Here is a 14,671-nt window from a genome sequence, read left to right as displayed (position 1 = left end):
GAAGTAATTAGGCAAGTGCATGTCTTTGTAACGCGGCTACTAGTAATGAAATGGACAGCTCTACATCCTGAAGCTCGGTATCAATGATGATATCGGGCTTGTTTGGTATGTCGTATCCTGCGGATATGCCGGTGAAATTCGGAATTTCGCCGCGTTTTGCTTTTTGGTATAATCCCTTAGGATCTCGCTGTTCACAGACTTCAACAGAACATTTCACATACACTTCCACAAATTCCCCAGGGCCAAACATGGATTTCACCATTTCCCGATCTTGTTCATGTGGAGAGATAAACGCTGCAATGATATGGGTACCCGAATCTAGAAATAGCTTAGACACCTCTGCGATTCTTCTTAAATTCTCCCTGCGGTCTTCTGGGCTGAATCCCAAGTCGCGGTTCAAGCCGCGGCGTACTTGATCTCCGTCCAGCACGTAGCAGGGAATCCCTTCTCTCTTCCAAACTTGTTCCAGATGGGAAGCAAGTGTCGTTTTGCCAGATCCAGATAGGCCTGTAAGCCAAATTACTCGCGGATTCCTATTAATAGACAAGGCCCTTCTCTCCTTAGAAAATATGTATTTTAGAAGCAATATAGTTTTCTTCAATTTGATTATAACGGATGAAAGGAATTAGCAAAATACTACATAAAAATATAAATATCTGCTTATATTACTTAAAGTAACAGCAAGCGAATGAAGTATGCCTGCTGTGTTCGTACGATATCACTCAAGTGAACTGGGCTAGATCAATTTGAAAAAAAGGGGCAGATAACAAATGAAGAAGTTGCTCATCTTGGGCACGATAATCGCAATCCTCATTTCGGGGACACAGATGGTACACGCTTCCTCAGTGAAGGATGTATTTCATTTTGGGTTTAAGAAGAGTAAGGACGGACAATCGGCTTCCATTAACGAGGAAGGCTTTAAACATATTTTAGAGAAGCACGGCGCTATTTTTATGGGAGATACGAAGCAAAAAGAATTGTATCTCACCTTCGATAATGGGTACGAGAATGGCTATACGCCTGCAATCCTGGATGTGTTAAAAGAGAAGAAGGTGCCTGCCGCCTTTTTTGTAACAGGTCATTATCTGAAAGACAAGCCAGACCTTGTTCGGAGGATGAGTCAAGAAGGACACATTGTTGGGAATCATTCCTGGAGCCATCCCGACCTCACGGTAACTTCGAACGAGAAGATTAAGATCGAGCTGGATCAAGTAAAGGAAGAAACGAAGAGGCTTACAGGCAAAGAGTATCCTTATCTCCGCCCGCCTCGGGGAATATTTAGCGACCGAACGCTTGAAGTAAGCCGTGGTCTCGGATACACGGATGTATTTTGGTCCATAGCATATAAGGATTGGGATACGAATGTTCAGAAAGGCTCGCAGTATGCTTATGATCAAGTCATAAAGCAGCTGCATCCTGGTGCTGTTATTCTGCTGCACTCTGTTTCAAAGGACAATACAGAGGCACTTGGCTCCATCATTGATGCTGCGAGAGCTCAAGGGTATACGTTCAAAAGCTTGGATGAATTAAAAACCAAGACATACTGAAGCCAAAGGCGAATCTCATCCAAACTGACAATCTCAACCTATTTAGAGGGCTTCATTCACCGCTGATCAGCATAAATAAGGTCAGCGGTTTTTTTATGCGATTGTAGAGCGGGATCATGCTTTTGCATATTTAACCTTGTATACGCTTTATTCCCATTATATAGTTAAAAAGTAAAATTCAATGCTTGAACTCATCCAGTCGAAGATGAATCATGAATAAAAATCATGGGAGGGAAACCGTTTGGATATCATTTGGTCTACTCGGATATTGGATTCATTCATGAACCGTAACAAGCAATTGCCATGGGGAGATTTTCATTCAAGACTACACTGGAATTATGAAAATGGCTGCATTATGACGGCTGTTGAACGAGTATGGCGGGCTACGAACGATCCAATCTATTTTGATTACCTCAAAACAAACATGGACCTATTCATTCAGGATAATGGCCATATTCTTACATATCGATTGAATGAATACAATGTCGATCAGTTAAATCAAGGGAAGACGCTGTTTACGCTGTATGAAGAAACAGGTGAAGAGAAATACCGAATCGCGATTGAGCACCTTATGACACAGCTTAGAAGCCATCCACGTACGGCTGAAGGAGGATTATGGCATAAGAAGATCTATCCATTTCAAATGTGGCTGGACGGCGTTTATATGACTTGTCCGTTGATGACGGCTTATGCAGATCTAAATGGTGCAAATGAATGGTTTGACGAGGCTGTGCATGAAATTTTGTTGATGGAAAGAGTATCACGTGATCCTGACACTGGATTACTATATCATGCTTATGATGAAAGCAGGGAACAGGCCTGGGCCGATGATGCTACAGGCTGCTCACCGCACTTTTGGGGGAGGGCTCTCGGGTGGTATGTAATGGCGATAACCGATGTACTGGATACACTGCCCTTAGATCATCCTAAACGCGGCGAAGTCATCGGAATATTCTATCGGGTATGCGAGGCGATCATGAAGGTGCAGGATACAACGACTGGCTTATGGTACCAAGTGCTGAATCTACCTGAACAGGAAGGCAACTACTTGGAGGCGTCGGCATCTTCAATGTTTGTATGTGCACTATCAAAAGGGGCTCGTCTCGGTTATTTGGGCAATCATGCACTGGAAGCTGCTCGAAAGGGACATGAAGGAATAGTCCGCCAGTTTGTTAAAGCACGTGAGGATGGTTCATACGCATTGGAAGGCATATGCAAGGTAGCCGGTCTTGGTGGACAGCCGTATAGGGATGGATCATTCGAATACTATATTGGAGAACCGCTGCGTACGGATGATCCGAAGGGATTAGCGCCCTTTGTAATGGCATGTCTGGAGATTGAGGCGCAAATGACCGAAGTCACAGTATAGAACAAGAGAAAGAGAAGACCCTGCAAAAGATGCAGGGCCTTCTCTTTCTCTTAGTATGATTTTGTATAGATAATTCCAATGGTTTTGGGTCCGCAATGACTGGAAATAACACAACCTGCAGTAGCCAGCACAACCTCTTTGGCATTCGTTTTTTCCTGCAATACCTTTTGCAAATAAAGCGCATCATCCTCACACATGGAGTGAACAACGACAATAATATCATTGTCCATTTCATCTGTTTTACTCAGCGCATTTGACAGCATCTGATCCATCGCTTTTTCACGCTTGCCTCTGACTTTGTAAGCAGGTGTCATTTTTCCATCCGTTACTTTGATGACCGGTCTAATCTTGAGCAAGCTACCGATCAAATTTTGCATTCCCGAGCAGCGGCCACCCATATATAGATAATCTAATGTATCAATTACAAATTCAGTATCAACCTGTGGTCTGATTTGGGTAAGGCGGTCAACAATTTCCGGAACGGAAAGCCCTTCTTCCACTGCACGTACAGCCTTGAACACCTGAAGACCGATCCCTGTGGATAAATTTAATGAGTCAAATACGGTAACTCTGCCATCAGGGTATTCAGAAGCAGCTAACAGTGCGTTTTGATAGGTGGACGACAACTCTGAAGAGAGGCTGATAAATAGAATATCGCAGCCTTCTTCTATGTATGGGCCAAAACAGGCCATAAAATCGGCCGGTGATGGAGCTGCAGTCTTCGGAAGTCGTCCTTCCGTTTTGACACGCTCGTACAGCTCTTCAGGAACGATATCTACACCATCCTTCAATGACTCGTCTCCGAATACGGCATAGAGAGGGACAATGCCAATGTCATGCTGATCGACCCATTCTTTTGGCAAATCACTAGTACTGTCCGCAAAAATTTTAATTCGCGACATCTCAATCCCCTTTATACAAGTTAATTTCTTCTTCACGAAATCACGTCATAAAAACAAATATGAAATGGATTCATTTCAAACATTATAATGCATATCTAGCATGAGTAGCAAAAATGGTAGTGAAATTGCTAGAGACGTAGAGATTTTTTCTACAACACAACTGTCATGCTAAAAAAACCAATAACGATAAGCAGAATCAGTCCATTTAAGATAAGGCCAACCAGTGGAAATGCTTTTTTCCGATTCTTTAATGCCAATCCTATAATAGAAAGAATGACACCAATGATATTTAATCCAAGGCTGGCAAGAATTAATAGTCCGATAACGATCACATATAAGTTGTTCAGCATTGCTTCAGGATCGGGGTTCTCAAGTATTTCAGCTGCTGCAGCTGGTGATAGGGCGAGAACAACGATGTAAAGCACTAAGGAGAGGATGCCAACAATTAGAGATGCAATACCAGGACCCGAATGCTTGACCTTGGCGGGAGGCGGCTGAAAAGTGCCGTAGGGATTGTTTACTTCTTGAAGTTGTTCGTTATCTGGTGCTGGGTTCTTATCCATGTAGTCGCTCCTTTATAGATATACAGTTAACTTTTCCATAATTCAAATTAAAATGCAAGCTGCATTCTCTTACCGATCTGTCACATTGTTAAAGGGATGTTCACTAGTAAACGGCGTGCAGATTAGGTTAAGATGATTTAGAATACATTTCATTTGAGGAGTGAACATATCAAGTGGCAAAAAAATGGATTGCCATAGGTTCCATTCTAGCGATGCTATCTGTCCTGATTGGTGCCTTTGGTGCACATATTATTGAACCGATTATTGGTGAAGAGCGGCTTACTACGTATGAAACCGGTGTGCAATATCATATGATGCATGCGCTTGGAATTTTGCTTATTGCACTAATGGCAAACAGCTTTGGTCCAAAGAAGGCACTGGAATGGGCGGCAAGACTGCTGTTTATCGGCATTATATTATTCTCAGGAAGCTTATATGTACTTAGCATGACGGGAATCGGCATTTTTGGGGCAATTACACCATTAGGGGGAATTTGCTTCATTACTGGCTGGATTCTTGTCATAATCTCTGTATTAAAAAAATAAATGGTTAGGAACGGTCATTCTCAGTAGATGAGAGTGGCCGTTCTTGATTACTGTTAGATGTATTTCTCGATCTCGGACGTGTGAATGGAGTACACCTGCTTCTCATCCACATGATAAATGCTGACCAGCTTGGATATCGCATCAAAATTGAGAACACGGCACGGAAGGCTTTTGCCTTTTCCACTCTTATCTCGTATATCGAGCCTGATCAGTCGCCCTTCCTTCATGGCTGTGACAAACCATTTCTCAGAAGGACTGCGGTCCACTTCTTCTTTATATGTCGATTCGGATGAAGAGTCAGGAGCAGATTTGTGAATCGGTTTTAAGTTTAGATCGGATACAGCTGATTGTTTCAAAGCTTTCTCAATTCTTGTGCCCAGTTTAATGCCGGACTGAATTCTGAAATCTGCAATTTGATCTAGTGCATTGAGCATTTCGAGAAGGGATTGCAGTGCAAGGGCATTTGACTTGCTGTGGATCATAATGTCAACGTTAAAAAGAAATTCGCCCTCGTTATTGGTGTCTGCTGACGTCATATTTTTCATAATATTATTTACCTCACACTGCTCTTATTATGGAATATTTATGTACATTGATTCTATAACTATATCATCAAAACGCAATCATGAATACTACCTTAGACGCATTTTTATACGAATACATCGTTTTTTTTATGAGAAGAGGATTGTAATGATAGGTTTTAAGACATAGTTCTTTGCGCATGGAGACTATCCGCTACTGTCCACACCATATAGAAGAACCAGGAATAAACTGTCGGGACGGATGAAGTGAAGGGGGTGTTACACTAATGGTAACATTGGAGCCGGTTCAAGTTGGAGACCATACCCTTGTGGCAGTTGAAGTAAAGCTGCCTAAGACTACACTGATTACAGTCTCGACTTCAAAAGGATACATTATGTGCGGAGCGCTTGATGTAAGTCTGCTGAACGAGCGTTTGGCAGCACGTAACATTATTGCAGCCCGGGCAGTTGGCGTGAAAACCATTGCTGAACTGCTTGCTGCACCGATGGAATCTGTGACAATCGAAGCAGAGAAATTAGGAATTGTTCCTGGAATGAGTGGGGTAGAGGCGCTGGAAAGAATGCTGTGATCTGTATACTAGAGTAAGATGAGGAGCAAGTGACCATAACATTTGATAGCAGTCCTCTATGGGGCGATGCGATGCCAATGATGCCGTAGTTTTTACTGATGAGTCGTATCTGTCGATAGGAGACTGCTTTTTATGATGAGTTTCTACATAAGATAAGACCAGCCTTCAAATAAGATCGCCAAAGATTTCTTTTCGCAATTATTGCATAATGGGGAGTCTGATGGATCATGATATTTTTGTCGGAGTTTGCTTTGTCAGATTGAGCAGCTTTTGTTTCATTTAAAGTGTACGAGGGTAACTTAGGACTAGTGGCGAAAGATAATGAGATCATAAAATATACGATAAAGGATGGGATCATTATGGCAAAATCAACAAATAAAACGAAAACAGAAACCAAATCAACGATTGAGCAATTGCTGAATCGTGAAGTAGCGAACCTTAACGTATTGTATGTTAAGCTTCACAATTATCACTGGTATGTTAAGGGATCTAATTTCTTTACCCTTCATAATAAATTTGAAGAGCTGTATAATACAGTTTCTCTTCAAATGGATGAAGTGGCCGAACGTCTTCTTACTATTAAAGGAAGTCCGGCAGCAACGATGAAGGAATACCTGGATTTGGCTTCCATTCAAGAGGCATCCGGTGGCGAAGACCCTAAGACCATGGTTCAGAATCTGATTGAGGATTTCGCGACACTATCCGAAGAATATGTAGAAGGCATTGAAGCTGCGGAGGAAGCGGGCGATGGACCGACAGCAGATATGCTTACCGGCTTCCAGGCCGATCTGGAGAAACATATCTGGATGCTTCGCTCTTACCTGGCATAAAATAGATAACTTCGTTAGTTTAAAGTCTGGTCGACAAGACCAGACTTTTTCATTATATGAAGGAACAATAAAGGTCTGGTAATTTCTTAGTGAAAGGGGGAAGGATCATTTGATTTGCCTCCTTATTTATTATAGAATTCATAAATATTGGACCACTTAGGAAGCACCTCGGGAAGCTGTGTCTATTTAGTTTGTGTGGACAAGGGTATGTTGTTTACGGCGTCTGTAAACTTTCCCACATAAATGACTTGAGAATCAATGAGAATCAGTTTAGAATTATTATAAAGTGACACTTATCGAGTGAAGCTGGAAATCAAGGGGATACCCTATTAAATATACTTCATGATTTCAAGTTGGAAATTCATTTCTATTGGAGGTAAAGGCACATATGGCTACAAATTTCGTCATTCAAGGACTTAAAGCAGAAATAGAAGGAAAAGAAATTTTGAAGGGCATTAACCTCAACATGAACGGTGGAGAAATTCATGCAATCATGGGCCCGAATGGTACGGGTAAAAGTACGCTTGCTTCAGCACTGATGGGTCACCCTAAGTATGAAGTAACAGGCGGCTCTGTTACATTGAACGGCGAAGACGTTCTGGAAATGGAAGTTGATGAGCGCGCTCGTGCAGGTATGTTCCTAGCGATGCAATATCCAAGTGAGATTGCGGGAGTAACAAATTCTGACTTCTTGCGCAGTGCAATCAATGCACGCCGTGAGGAAGGTAACGAGATTTCTCTGATCAAGTTCATCCGCCAAATGGAAGGCAAAATGAAAGAGCTTGAGATGAACCCTGAGTTTGCTCATCGTTATCTTAACGAAGGTTTCTCTGGCGGTGAGAAGAAGCGTAATGAAATTTTGCAAATGATGATGCTGGATCCGAAGCTCGTTATTTTGGATGAGATCGACTCTGGTCTCGATATTGATGCACTTCGTATCGTTGCGAATGGTGTAAATGAAATGAAGAGCGAAGACCGCGGCTTCTTGATCATCACTCACTATCAGCGTCTGCTTAACTACATCAAACCTGATTATGTACACGTTATGATGCAAGGACGCATCGTTAAATCCGGCGGTCCTGAGCTGGCAGAACGTCTTGAAGCAGAAGGTTATGACTGGATCAAAGCAGAACTGGGAATCGAAGACGAAACTGTTGGCCAAGAAGCGTAAAGAATAAACGGAGGAGGATATCTTAAATGACGACACAAACCATTCTTCCGGTTGATTCCGAAGCGCTTCGCGCGTTATCCGAAGGCAGAAATGAGCCGGCATGGCTTTCTGAAGGGCGCCAAGCAGCACTTGAACTTGCGGGTAGCCTTGCGCTTCCGAAACTGGAAAAAACAAGAATTGAACGCTGGAATCTATCCGCGTATGGACAATATAAAACAAGCAATGCGATTTCGTTGAATGAAGCACCCGAAGAAATTGCGAGCCTCATTAAAGATGAGCAAGATGGAACTTTGTTGATTCAACGTGGCTCCAGCGTCGTGTATAGCAATCTTTCCAAAGAGCTTGCTGATCAAGGTGTAATTTTCACAGACCTCGAAACGGCAGTTCGTGAACATGAAGACCTTGTTAAGAGTCATCTTCACACAGCAGTTAAATCTGACGAACATCAGCTTGCTGCACTGCATTCAGCGATCTGGAACGGAGGCGTATTCCTGTATGTGCCTCGTAATGTCGTGATTGATAAGCCTGTTCAAGCTATTTTGCTTGCTGAAGATGGAACGGCAACATTTGCACCTCATGTGCTCATTATTGCGGATACAAACAGCTCGGTCGTATACGTTGATAACTATGTATCCGGTAATCTTGAAGCACCCGTCTTCCATAATGGTGTAGCTGAAGTCTTTGTTAAACCAGGTGCGAAAGTTCGATTTGCTACCGTTCACCAATTCGGAGATCAAGTAACAGATATTACTTATCGCCGCGCTGTAGTTGAGAACGATGGTACGATCGAATGGATCGTTGGTGAAATGAACACGGGCAATACAGCAAGTGATACACTTTCTATCCTTAAAGGAAATGGATCGAATTCGGATCAGAAGACGATTGCTGTAGGTGCAGGTTCTCAGAAACTGAACTATACTACGCAAGCGAAGCATTTTGGTAAGAGCTCTGCAAGCCAGATGATTACTCGTGCGGTTATGCGCGAAGAAGCGTCTGCGATCATTAACGGAATTACCAAAATTGAGCATGGCGCAACAAAAGCTGACGGTCAGCAAACGGAACGTGTTCTGATGCTGAGTCCTAAAGCACGCGGAGACGCGAACCCGATTCTTCTGATTGATGAGGATGATGTAACAGCAGGTCATGCTGCGTCTGTAGGTCAAGTAAACCAAGAGCAAATCTACTATCTGATGTCACGCGGTATTTCTCGTGAGGATGCAGAGAGATTGATTATTTATGGCTTCCTTGCTCCAGTCGTATCCGACATTCCGCTTGAAGAATTGCGGGTGCAGCTGCAGTCCCTTGTTGAAAGGAAGCTGGGACAATGAACGCTGAGGCGATTCGTGAACAGTTCCCCATCCTCCATCAGGAAATTAACGGACACCCATTAGTTTATCTAGATAATGCGGCTACTTCCCACAAACCTCGTGTAGTGCTTGATGCGATCAAGCGCTACTACGAGTGGGAGAATTCCAATGTTCATCGTGGAGTTCACACACTTGGAAGTCGTGCTACGGATGCATATGAAGGTGCTCGTGAGAAGGTAGCCAAATTCATCAATGCTAAACGAACGCAAGAGATTATTTTTACTAGAGGTACAACGACGGCGCTTAACATTGTTGCTTCCTCATATGGTCCTTCTGTACTGAACGAAGGCGACGAAATTGTGATTACTCCTATGGAGCATCACAGCAACTTGATACCTTGGCAGCAACTTGCCATAAGAACAGGTGCTGTGCTGAAATATATTCCCCTTCAGCCGGATGGCAATATCGAGCTGGCAGATGTGGAAAAAACGATCACTCCAAACACGAAAATTGTCTCTATGGCATATGTTTCGAATGTTCTTGGGGTCATTAATCCAATTAAGGAAGTTGCTGAAATTGCTCATCGCAATGGTGCAGTTATGGTTGTTGATGGCGCACAAAGTACGCCTCATATGAAGGTTGATGTACAAGATCTTGACTGTGATTTCTATGCCTTATCCGGACATAAAATGTGCGGACCGACCGGTATCGGTGCACTGTATGGCAAGAAGGCGCTGCTTGAGTCCATGGAGCCGGTCGAATTTGGCGGCGAGATGATCGATGATGTTGGTTTGTATGAGTCTACATGGAAGGAGCTTCCTTGGAAGTTTGAAGGAGGAACTCCAATCATTGCAGGTGCGGTTGGTCTTGGAGCAGCGATTGATTTTCTATCGGAGATAGGGATGGATGAAATCGCACAGCATGAGAGCAAGTTGTCCCATTATGCAATGAGCCGTATATCTGAGGTCGAAGGCATTGAGGTCTATGGACCTAAGAAACGTCATGTAGGACTCGTAACCTTTAATCTTGACGGTGTACACCCGCACGATGTAGCAACCGTGCTTGATGCAAGCGGGGTTGCTATACGAGCAGGCCACCATTGCTGCCAGCCGCTGATGCGCTGGCTTGAGGTAGGATCTACAGCAAGAGCGAGCTTTTATCTATATAATACAGAGCAGGACGTAGACCGTCTTGTGAGCGCCTTAATCCAGACAAAGGAGTATTTTGGTGATGCAACTTGATGATCTGTATCGGCGCGTAATTATGGACCACTATAAAAATCCGCGAAATCGGGGAAGCTTTGACGGTGAATCGGTGACGATTGATTTGAACAACCCGACCTGCGGTGACCGGATATCCTTGCAGCTAAAAGTTAAAGATGGAATTGTGGAGGATGCAAAGTATACTGGAGACGGCTGCTCGATCAGCATGTCCTCCGCATCCATGATGACAGAAGCTATCAAAGGGAAGTCTATGGATGAAGCTTTGAACCTGGCAGATCGTTTCTCCTCCCTGATGCAGGGAGAGGAACAGGAATTTGACGAATATGAAGATATAGAAGCCCTATCCGGTGTAAATAAGTTCCCTGCACGCATTAAATGCGCAACACTTGCATGGAATGCGCTGCGCAAAGGGATAGATGAAGATCACAAATCACAATAACGATAGGGAGGTAGACCCACATGGCTAAAAAAGCGCCAGAAATGGAAGAATATAAATATGGTTTCCGGGATGAGCACAAGTCCATTTTCCAAACAGGTAAAGGTCTGACGGAAGAGGTTGTAAGAGAAATTTCCCGTATTAAGGAAGAGCCTGAATGGATGCTCGAATTCCGTCTGAAATCCTTGAAGCAATTTGAGAAAATGCCTATGCCTCGTTGGGGCGGCGATCTTGACGAGCTTGATTTTAACGATATTCAGTACTATGTAAGACCTTCGGAGAAGCAAGGTAAGACATGGGAAGAGGTTCCTGCAGAAATCAAGGAAACCTTCGACAAACTGGGTATTCCAGAAGCAGAACAAAAATTCTTGGCAGGGGTATCTGCTCAGTATGAATCTGAGGTTGTATACCACAACATGCAGAAGGATCTTGAGGATCAAGGCGTAATCTTCATGGATACCGATACAGCTCTGAAAGAGCATCCAGAGATTCTTAAGGAGTACTTTTCAACCGTTATTCCTCCGGCTGATAATAAGTTCGCAGCTCTGAACAGTGCCGTATGGTCAGGCGGAAGCTTCATCTACGTGCCAAAAGGCGTGAAATGTGAAATTCCGCTGCAGGCTTACTTCCGGATCAACTCTGAGAATATGGGTCAGTTTGAGCGTACGCTGATTATTGCTGACGAAGACAGCTTCGTACACTATGTAGAAGGATGTACTGCTCCAATTTACAGCACAAATTCTCTGCATAGTGCGGTTGTTGAGATTATCGCGAAGAAAAATGCACGTGTTCGTTATACTACGATTCAGAACTGGGCTCCGAACATCTACAATCTCGTTACAAAACGTGCAGTTGCAGAAGAAAATGCAACGATGGAATGGGTTGATGGCAATATCGGATCCAAGCTGACGATGAAATATCCTTCCGTTGTTCTTAAAGGTCGCGGAGCGAAAGGCTCTGTACTCTCGATCGCTGTCGCTGGTAAAGGTCAGCATCAGGATGCGGGTGCGAAGATGCATCACTTGGCGCCAGATACGACGTCTACGATTGTGTCCAAATCCATCAGTAAGCATGGTGGTAAAGTAACTTACCGGGGTCTCGCTTCCTTCGGACGCAATGCGGATGGTGCTAAATCGAACATCAAGTGTGACACTCTGATTTTGGATAATGAGTCCACTTCGGATACGATTCCTTACAATGAGATCATGAACGATAACATTACACTTGAGCATGAAGCTACCGTGTCTAAGGTATCTGAGGATCAGCTATTCTACTTGATGAGCCGCGGTCTCTCTGAAGCGGAAGCAACACAAATGATCGTTATGGGCTTCATTGAGCCGTTTACGAAAGAACTTCCAATGGAATATGCGGTTGAGATGAATCGTCTCATCAAATTCGAGATGGAAGGCTCTATCGGTTAAGCAGAGCTATATCAACATTTGGATTATAAAAAATACGTGTCCTGGCCACTTATGGTTGGGCACGTTTTTTTTTATATGATGATACTAGCCTTTAGACCAATAGGGGAATCAGAGAAGATAAAATAGAGGCCATCCGTAATGGAGGACCTCTACTTCGATTGATGTTCTAAGGAAAGTATGTTCTACACTGCTCTTTCTAAACAGCTCTAGTTGTTAATGCTGAAGGGTTATGTAAGGTATGTTCTAGATATAGATTTCTACAATAGCGATATCTCGTTGTTTAGCTAAATCCACAAAGCCTTGTCCACAACGGACGAGTGGGCGGAAATAATCATTGGGATTATTCATGACAATCGTACCTGTATCTCCTGAAGTCAGTAATACCTGCTTGCCAATAAAATTAGGCAGGAGATGCTTGATAAAGCTCTGAGTCACTTTTGCGTTAAGCTGCCCGAAGCTTAATCCATAAAGTTCACATAATACGGATATATACTCTTGCTTGGATTGGTACACGCGATGAGTCGTCATTGCACTATAGACATCAGCCACTGCTGCGATCCGGGAATAAGGATGAATATCATCCTTACGCAATCCGTAAGGGTACCCACTGCCATCTTCTCGTTCATGATGCTGCAAGGCAGGAATCGCGAGTGTCTCATTACCCGTAGACTCCAATATAATATCGTAACCTTGTTTAGCGTGTTTTTTCATAACCCGGAATTCCTCTGTACTTAACTTGCCGGGCTTGTGAAGCAGCTTCTCAGGCACCATTGATTTCCCTATATCAATGAGGTAACCAGCTTTGGAGATGGTGTAGCTATCTTCCGGAGAATAACCGAGCCATGAAGCCATATAGTATGTAAGGATGCCTACCTGGACTGAATGGTTGTAAGTATACTCATCATCGCGATCAAGCAGCAGGAGAAGTGACACGACGTCCTTCTGCTCAACCAGCTGTTCAGCCATTGGATTAAGCAGTTCATCTACCTGGGATATCGAGAAGCGTCCTGATGTGGTAGCTTCCTTGAAGATAGAGGCTGTTCCCATCATGGTTTCATCGAACATAGGAACAAGCTTAAGCAGTGATTCTCCTGGGGATGATTTGAAGACAGGTGCAGGCTGGGTGGCTGGCTCTGTGATGTCTACATAATCAATACCGTGCATGATCAGTTTGTCGATGTCCGAATCATCAAGTAAAGATCCTGCTGACATCAGCTGCACTCCAGAAGGATTAAAAGTATCCGATTGAAGCAGTAAACCAGGCTTTAAGTCGGTGACATGTAATCTCAAGACAATTAACCACCTTTAAGTGTAAAGTTTTAAATTTATCATATCAAGAAAAAAATGGACAGACAACGACTAGTTTTAATTATTAGTCATTTTTCTGGGTCCCAGGGCCCTGTCTGATGTCCTTTCCATTCTGATCCATCCTCCCAGATTTCCTTCTTCCAAATCGGGACAATCTGTTTCAGCCGCTCAATTGCGTACCGGCTCGCTTCATAGGCATCGTTACGATGGGGGGAAGATACCGCAATCACAACACTTGTCTCGGCAATATCCACTTTGCCCAATCGATGAGATATCGCACATCGCGTGCCAGGCCATTTTCCTATAATTTCATCACCAATTTTCTTCATTGTCGATAATGCCATGGGTATGTAAGCTTCATATTCAAGGTGGACAGTGCGCTGATCGCCGGTCATTTCTCTTGTTGTTCCTATAAAGGTTAAGGTTGCACCATGATTGGCTGTTATGACTTTGGCCGAAGTCTCATCTATAGATAGTGGGGCATACCCAATAGAATATAGTCCATCATCAGAGCTGTGGGTTTGCTGAATGGAATCCGATGAATGCGTGTGATCTTCACCGCCGGAAACGGGGGGGATAAGAGCTACTTCGTCTCCTTCGTTAATCACCACATGTCCTGGTGCATAGTCCATATTTATAGCGATTAAGGAGGAACGGATGAGTGTGGAAGCTTCAGGATAAGCCTCTGCGAGATACTCCTTCAATTCGTTTACTGTTGCTGCATGATCTATATTCAATTCAATGTTGGATTGCCCAATTCTCTCTGCGACACCAGCAAATAATAGCACGGACAGTTTCAAATGATTTCACCTCGAACGATTTATTGATAAACCCTTTAAATATATCATATCCTTTCTGAAAATGTTATTCTTATCTTTTAGATAGACCATATGGACCAGCACGAGCAAATGACCTGACTTTAGTTTATATAGCGCATC

At 43.4% G+C, this 14,671-nt stretch carries 16 protein-coding genes; 10 read left to right on the top strand and 6 right to left on the bottom strand.

The genetic code is table 11. The annotated features are described in order from the left end of the window. Nucleotides 1-7: 7 nt before the first annotated feature. A complete protein-coding gene (cysC, locus tag ACFQ3J_RS11880; protein ID WP_285850023.1) occupies nucleotides 8-586 on the bottom strand; it encodes an adenylyl-sulfate kinase in 579 nt (192 codons plus the stop codon). Nucleotides 587-770: 184 nt separating this feature from the next. Between cysC and pdaA the strand changes: the two genes are divergently transcribed. Together pdaA and ACFQ3J_RS11870 are read left to right on the top strand one after the other, a co-directional pair. After that, nucleotides 771-1,547, top strand: a complete 777-nt coding sequence (pdaA, locus tag ACFQ3J_RS11875) for a delta-lactam-biosynthetic de-N-acetylase (protein ID WP_251581829.1) — start codon at nucleotides 771-773, stop codon at nucleotides 1,545-1,547. 241 nt (nucleotides 1,548-1,788) lie between these two features. Next, nucleotides 1,789-2,916, top strand: coding sequence for a glycoside hydrolase family 88/105 protein (locus ACFQ3J_RS11870; protein WP_251581828.1), 1,128 nt, complete (start codon nucleotides 1,789-1,791; stop codon nucleotides 2,914-2,916). Between the two features lie 50 nt (nucleotides 2,917-2,966). Here ACFQ3J_RS11870 and ACFQ3J_RS11865 read toward each other — a convergent pair whose 3' ends face one another. Together ACFQ3J_RS11865 and ACFQ3J_RS11860 are read right to left on the bottom strand one after the other, a co-directional pair. Beyond that, nucleotides 2,967-3,818 carry a DegV family protein gene (locus tag ACFQ3J_RS11865; RefSeq protein WP_091154521.1) on the bottom strand — a complete coding sequence of 284 codons (852 nt, stop codon included), beginning with the start codon at nucleotides 3,816-3,818 and terminating at the stop codon, nucleotides 2,967-2,969. A gap of 149 nt (nucleotides 3,819-3,967) precedes the next feature. Further along, nucleotides 3,968-4,381, bottom strand: a complete 414-nt coding sequence (locus tag ACFQ3J_RS11860; protein ID WP_091154523.1) for a hypothetical protein — start codon at nucleotides 4,379-4,381, stop codon at nucleotides 3,968-3,970. A 173-nt stretch (nucleotides 4,382-4,554) separates the two neighbouring features. On the opposite strand from ACFQ3J_RS11860, the gene ACFQ3J_RS11855 reads away from it, so the two are divergent. Continuing rightward, on the top strand, nucleotides 4,555-4,926 hold the full coding sequence (locus tag ACFQ3J_RS11855; RefSeq protein ID WP_091154526.1) for a DUF423 domain-containing protein: 372 nt from the start codon (nucleotides 4,555-4,557) through the stop codon (nucleotides 4,924-4,926). 53 nt (nucleotides 4,927-4,979) lie between these two features. On the opposite strand, the gene ACFQ3J_RS11850 is transcribed toward ACFQ3J_RS11855, so the two are convergent. Continuing rightward, nucleotides 4,980-5,471, bottom strand: coding sequence for a hypothetical protein (locus ACFQ3J_RS11850; protein WP_251581827.1), 492 nt, complete (start codon nucleotides 5,469-5,471; stop codon nucleotides 4,980-4,982). 263 nt (nucleotides 5,472-5,734) lie between these two features. Here ACFQ3J_RS11850 and ACFQ3J_RS11845 point away from each other — a divergent pair, with 263 nt between their 5' ends. From ACFQ3J_RS11845 to sufB, 7 genes are all read left to right on the top strand, one after another. Continuing rightward, nucleotides 5,735-6,037, top strand: a complete 303-nt coding sequence (locus tag ACFQ3J_RS11845; RefSeq protein WP_091154530.1) for a YunC family protein — start codon at nucleotides 5,735-5,737, stop codon at nucleotides 6,035-6,037. A gap of 359 nt (nucleotides 6,038-6,396) precedes the next feature. Further along, the gene (locus ACFQ3J_RS11840; RefSeq protein ID WP_091159021.1) at nucleotides 6,397-6,867 is read left to right on the top strand and encodes a Dps family protein; all 471 of its coding nucleotides are present in this window, start codon (nucleotides 6,397-6,399) and stop codon (nucleotides 6,865-6,867) included. Between the two features lie 388 nt (nucleotides 6,868-7,255). Continuing rightward, on the top strand, nucleotides 7,256-8,038 hold the full coding sequence (sufC, locus tag ACFQ3J_RS11835; RefSeq protein WP_091154533.1) for a Fe-S cluster assembly ATPase SufC: 783 nt from the start codon (nucleotides 7,256-7,258) through the stop codon (nucleotides 8,036-8,038). Between the two features lie 26 nt (nucleotides 8,039-8,064). After that, nucleotides 8,065-9,366 (top strand): Fe-S cluster assembly protein SufD, encoded by a 1,302-nt coding sequence (sufD, locus tag ACFQ3J_RS11830; RefSeq protein WP_251581826.1) that lies wholly within the window; start codon nucleotides 8,065-8,067, stop codon nucleotides 9,364-9,366. After that, nucleotides 9,363-10,586 carry a cysteine desulfurase gene (locus tag ACFQ3J_RS11825; RefSeq protein WP_091154538.1) on the top strand — a complete coding sequence of 408 codons (1,224 nt, stop codon included), beginning with the start codon at nucleotides 9,363-9,365 and terminating at the stop codon, nucleotides 10,584-10,586. Before sufD ends, ACFQ3J_RS11825 begins: the two co-directional genes overlap by 4 nt. Then, nucleotides 10,576-11,007, top strand: coding sequence for a Fe-S cluster assembly sulfur transfer protein SufU (gene sufU, locus ACFQ3J_RS11820; protein WP_091154541.1), 432 nt, complete (start codon nucleotides 10,576-10,578; stop codon nucleotides 11,005-11,007). Before ACFQ3J_RS11825 ends, sufU begins: the two co-directional genes overlap by 11 nt. Before the next feature lie 20 nt (nucleotides 11,008-11,027). After that, nucleotides 11,028-12,425, top strand: coding sequence for a Fe-S cluster assembly protein SufB (gene sufB, locus ACFQ3J_RS11815; RefSeq protein WP_091154543.1), 1,398 nt, complete (start codon nucleotides 11,028-11,030; stop codon nucleotides 12,423-12,425). Between the two features lie 243 nt (nucleotides 12,426-12,668). Here the strand turns inward: sufB and ACFQ3J_RS11810 are convergent, their stop codons facing one another. Together ACFQ3J_RS11810 and moaD are read right to left on the bottom strand one after the other, a co-directional pair. After that, complete coding sequence (locus ACFQ3J_RS11810) at nucleotides 12,669-13,715, bottom strand: HD-GYP domain-containing protein (protein ID WP_091154545.1); 1,047 nt, start codon at nucleotides 13,713-13,715, stop codon at nucleotides 12,669-12,671. A gap of 86 nt (nucleotides 13,716-13,801) precedes the next feature. Then, on the bottom strand, nucleotides 13,802-14,533 hold the full coding sequence (gene moaD, locus ACFQ3J_RS11805) for a molybdopterin converting factor subunit 1 (RefSeq protein WP_251581824.1): 732 nt from the start codon (nucleotides 14,531-14,533) through the stop codon (nucleotides 13,802-13,804). Between the last annotated feature and the right edge of the window lie 138 nt (nucleotides 14,534-14,671).

Source organism: Paenibacillus provencensis, from assembly GCF_042678545.1.
In the GTDB taxonomy this organism is placed as follows: domain Bacteria; phylum Bacillota; class Bacilli; order Paenibacillales; family Paenibacillaceae; genus Paenibacillus; species Paenibacillus provencensis.
Note: the sequence above shows the minus strand (reverse complement) of the source record. Positions and strands in the feature narration are given on the sequence as shown.

Excerpts from the sequence above, each read along its gene's own strand:
- pdaA (WP_251581829.1), top strand. The coding sequence starts at position 771 with ATGAAGAAGTTGCTCATCTTGGGCACGATAATCGCAATCCTCATTTCG.
- ACFQ3J_RS11865 (WP_091154521.1), bottom strand. The coding sequence starts at position 3,818 with ATGTCGCGAATTAAAATTTTTGCGGACAGTACTAGTGATTTGCCAAAA.
- ACFQ3J_RS11860 (WP_091154523.1), bottom strand. The coding sequence starts at position 4,381 with ATGGATAAGAACCCAGCACCAGATAACGAACAACTTCAAGAAGTAAAC.
- ACFQ3J_RS11850 (WP_251581827.1), bottom strand. The coding sequence starts at position 5,471 with ATGAAAAATATGACGTCAGCAGACACCAATAACGAGGGCGAATTTCTT.
- ACFQ3J_RS11845 (WP_091154530.1), top strand. The coding sequence starts at position 5,735 with ATGGTAACATTGGAGCCGGTTCAAGTTGGAGACCATACCCTTGTGGCA.
- ACFQ3J_RS11840 (WP_091159021.1), top strand. The coding sequence starts at position 6,397 with ATGGCAAAATCAACAAATAAAACGAAAACAGAAACCAAATCAACGATT.
- sufC (WP_091154533.1), top strand. The coding sequence starts at position 7,256 with ATGGCTACAAATTTCGTCATTCAAGGACTTAAAGCAGAAATAGAAGGA.
- sufD (WP_251581826.1), top strand. The coding sequence starts at position 8,065 with ATGACGACACAAACCATTCTTCCGGTTGATTCCGAAGCGCTTCGCGCG.
- ACFQ3J_RS11825 (WP_091154538.1), top strand. The coding sequence starts at position 9,363 with ATGAACGCTGAGGCGATTCGTGAACAGTTCCCCATCCTCCATCAGGAA.
- sufU (WP_091154541.1), top strand. The coding sequence starts at position 10,576 with ATGCAACTTGATGATCTGTATCGGCGCGTAATTATGGACCACTATAAA.
- sufB (WP_091154543.1), top strand. The coding sequence starts at position 11,028 with ATGGCTAAAAAAGCGCCAGAAATGGAAGAATATAAATATGGTTTCCGG.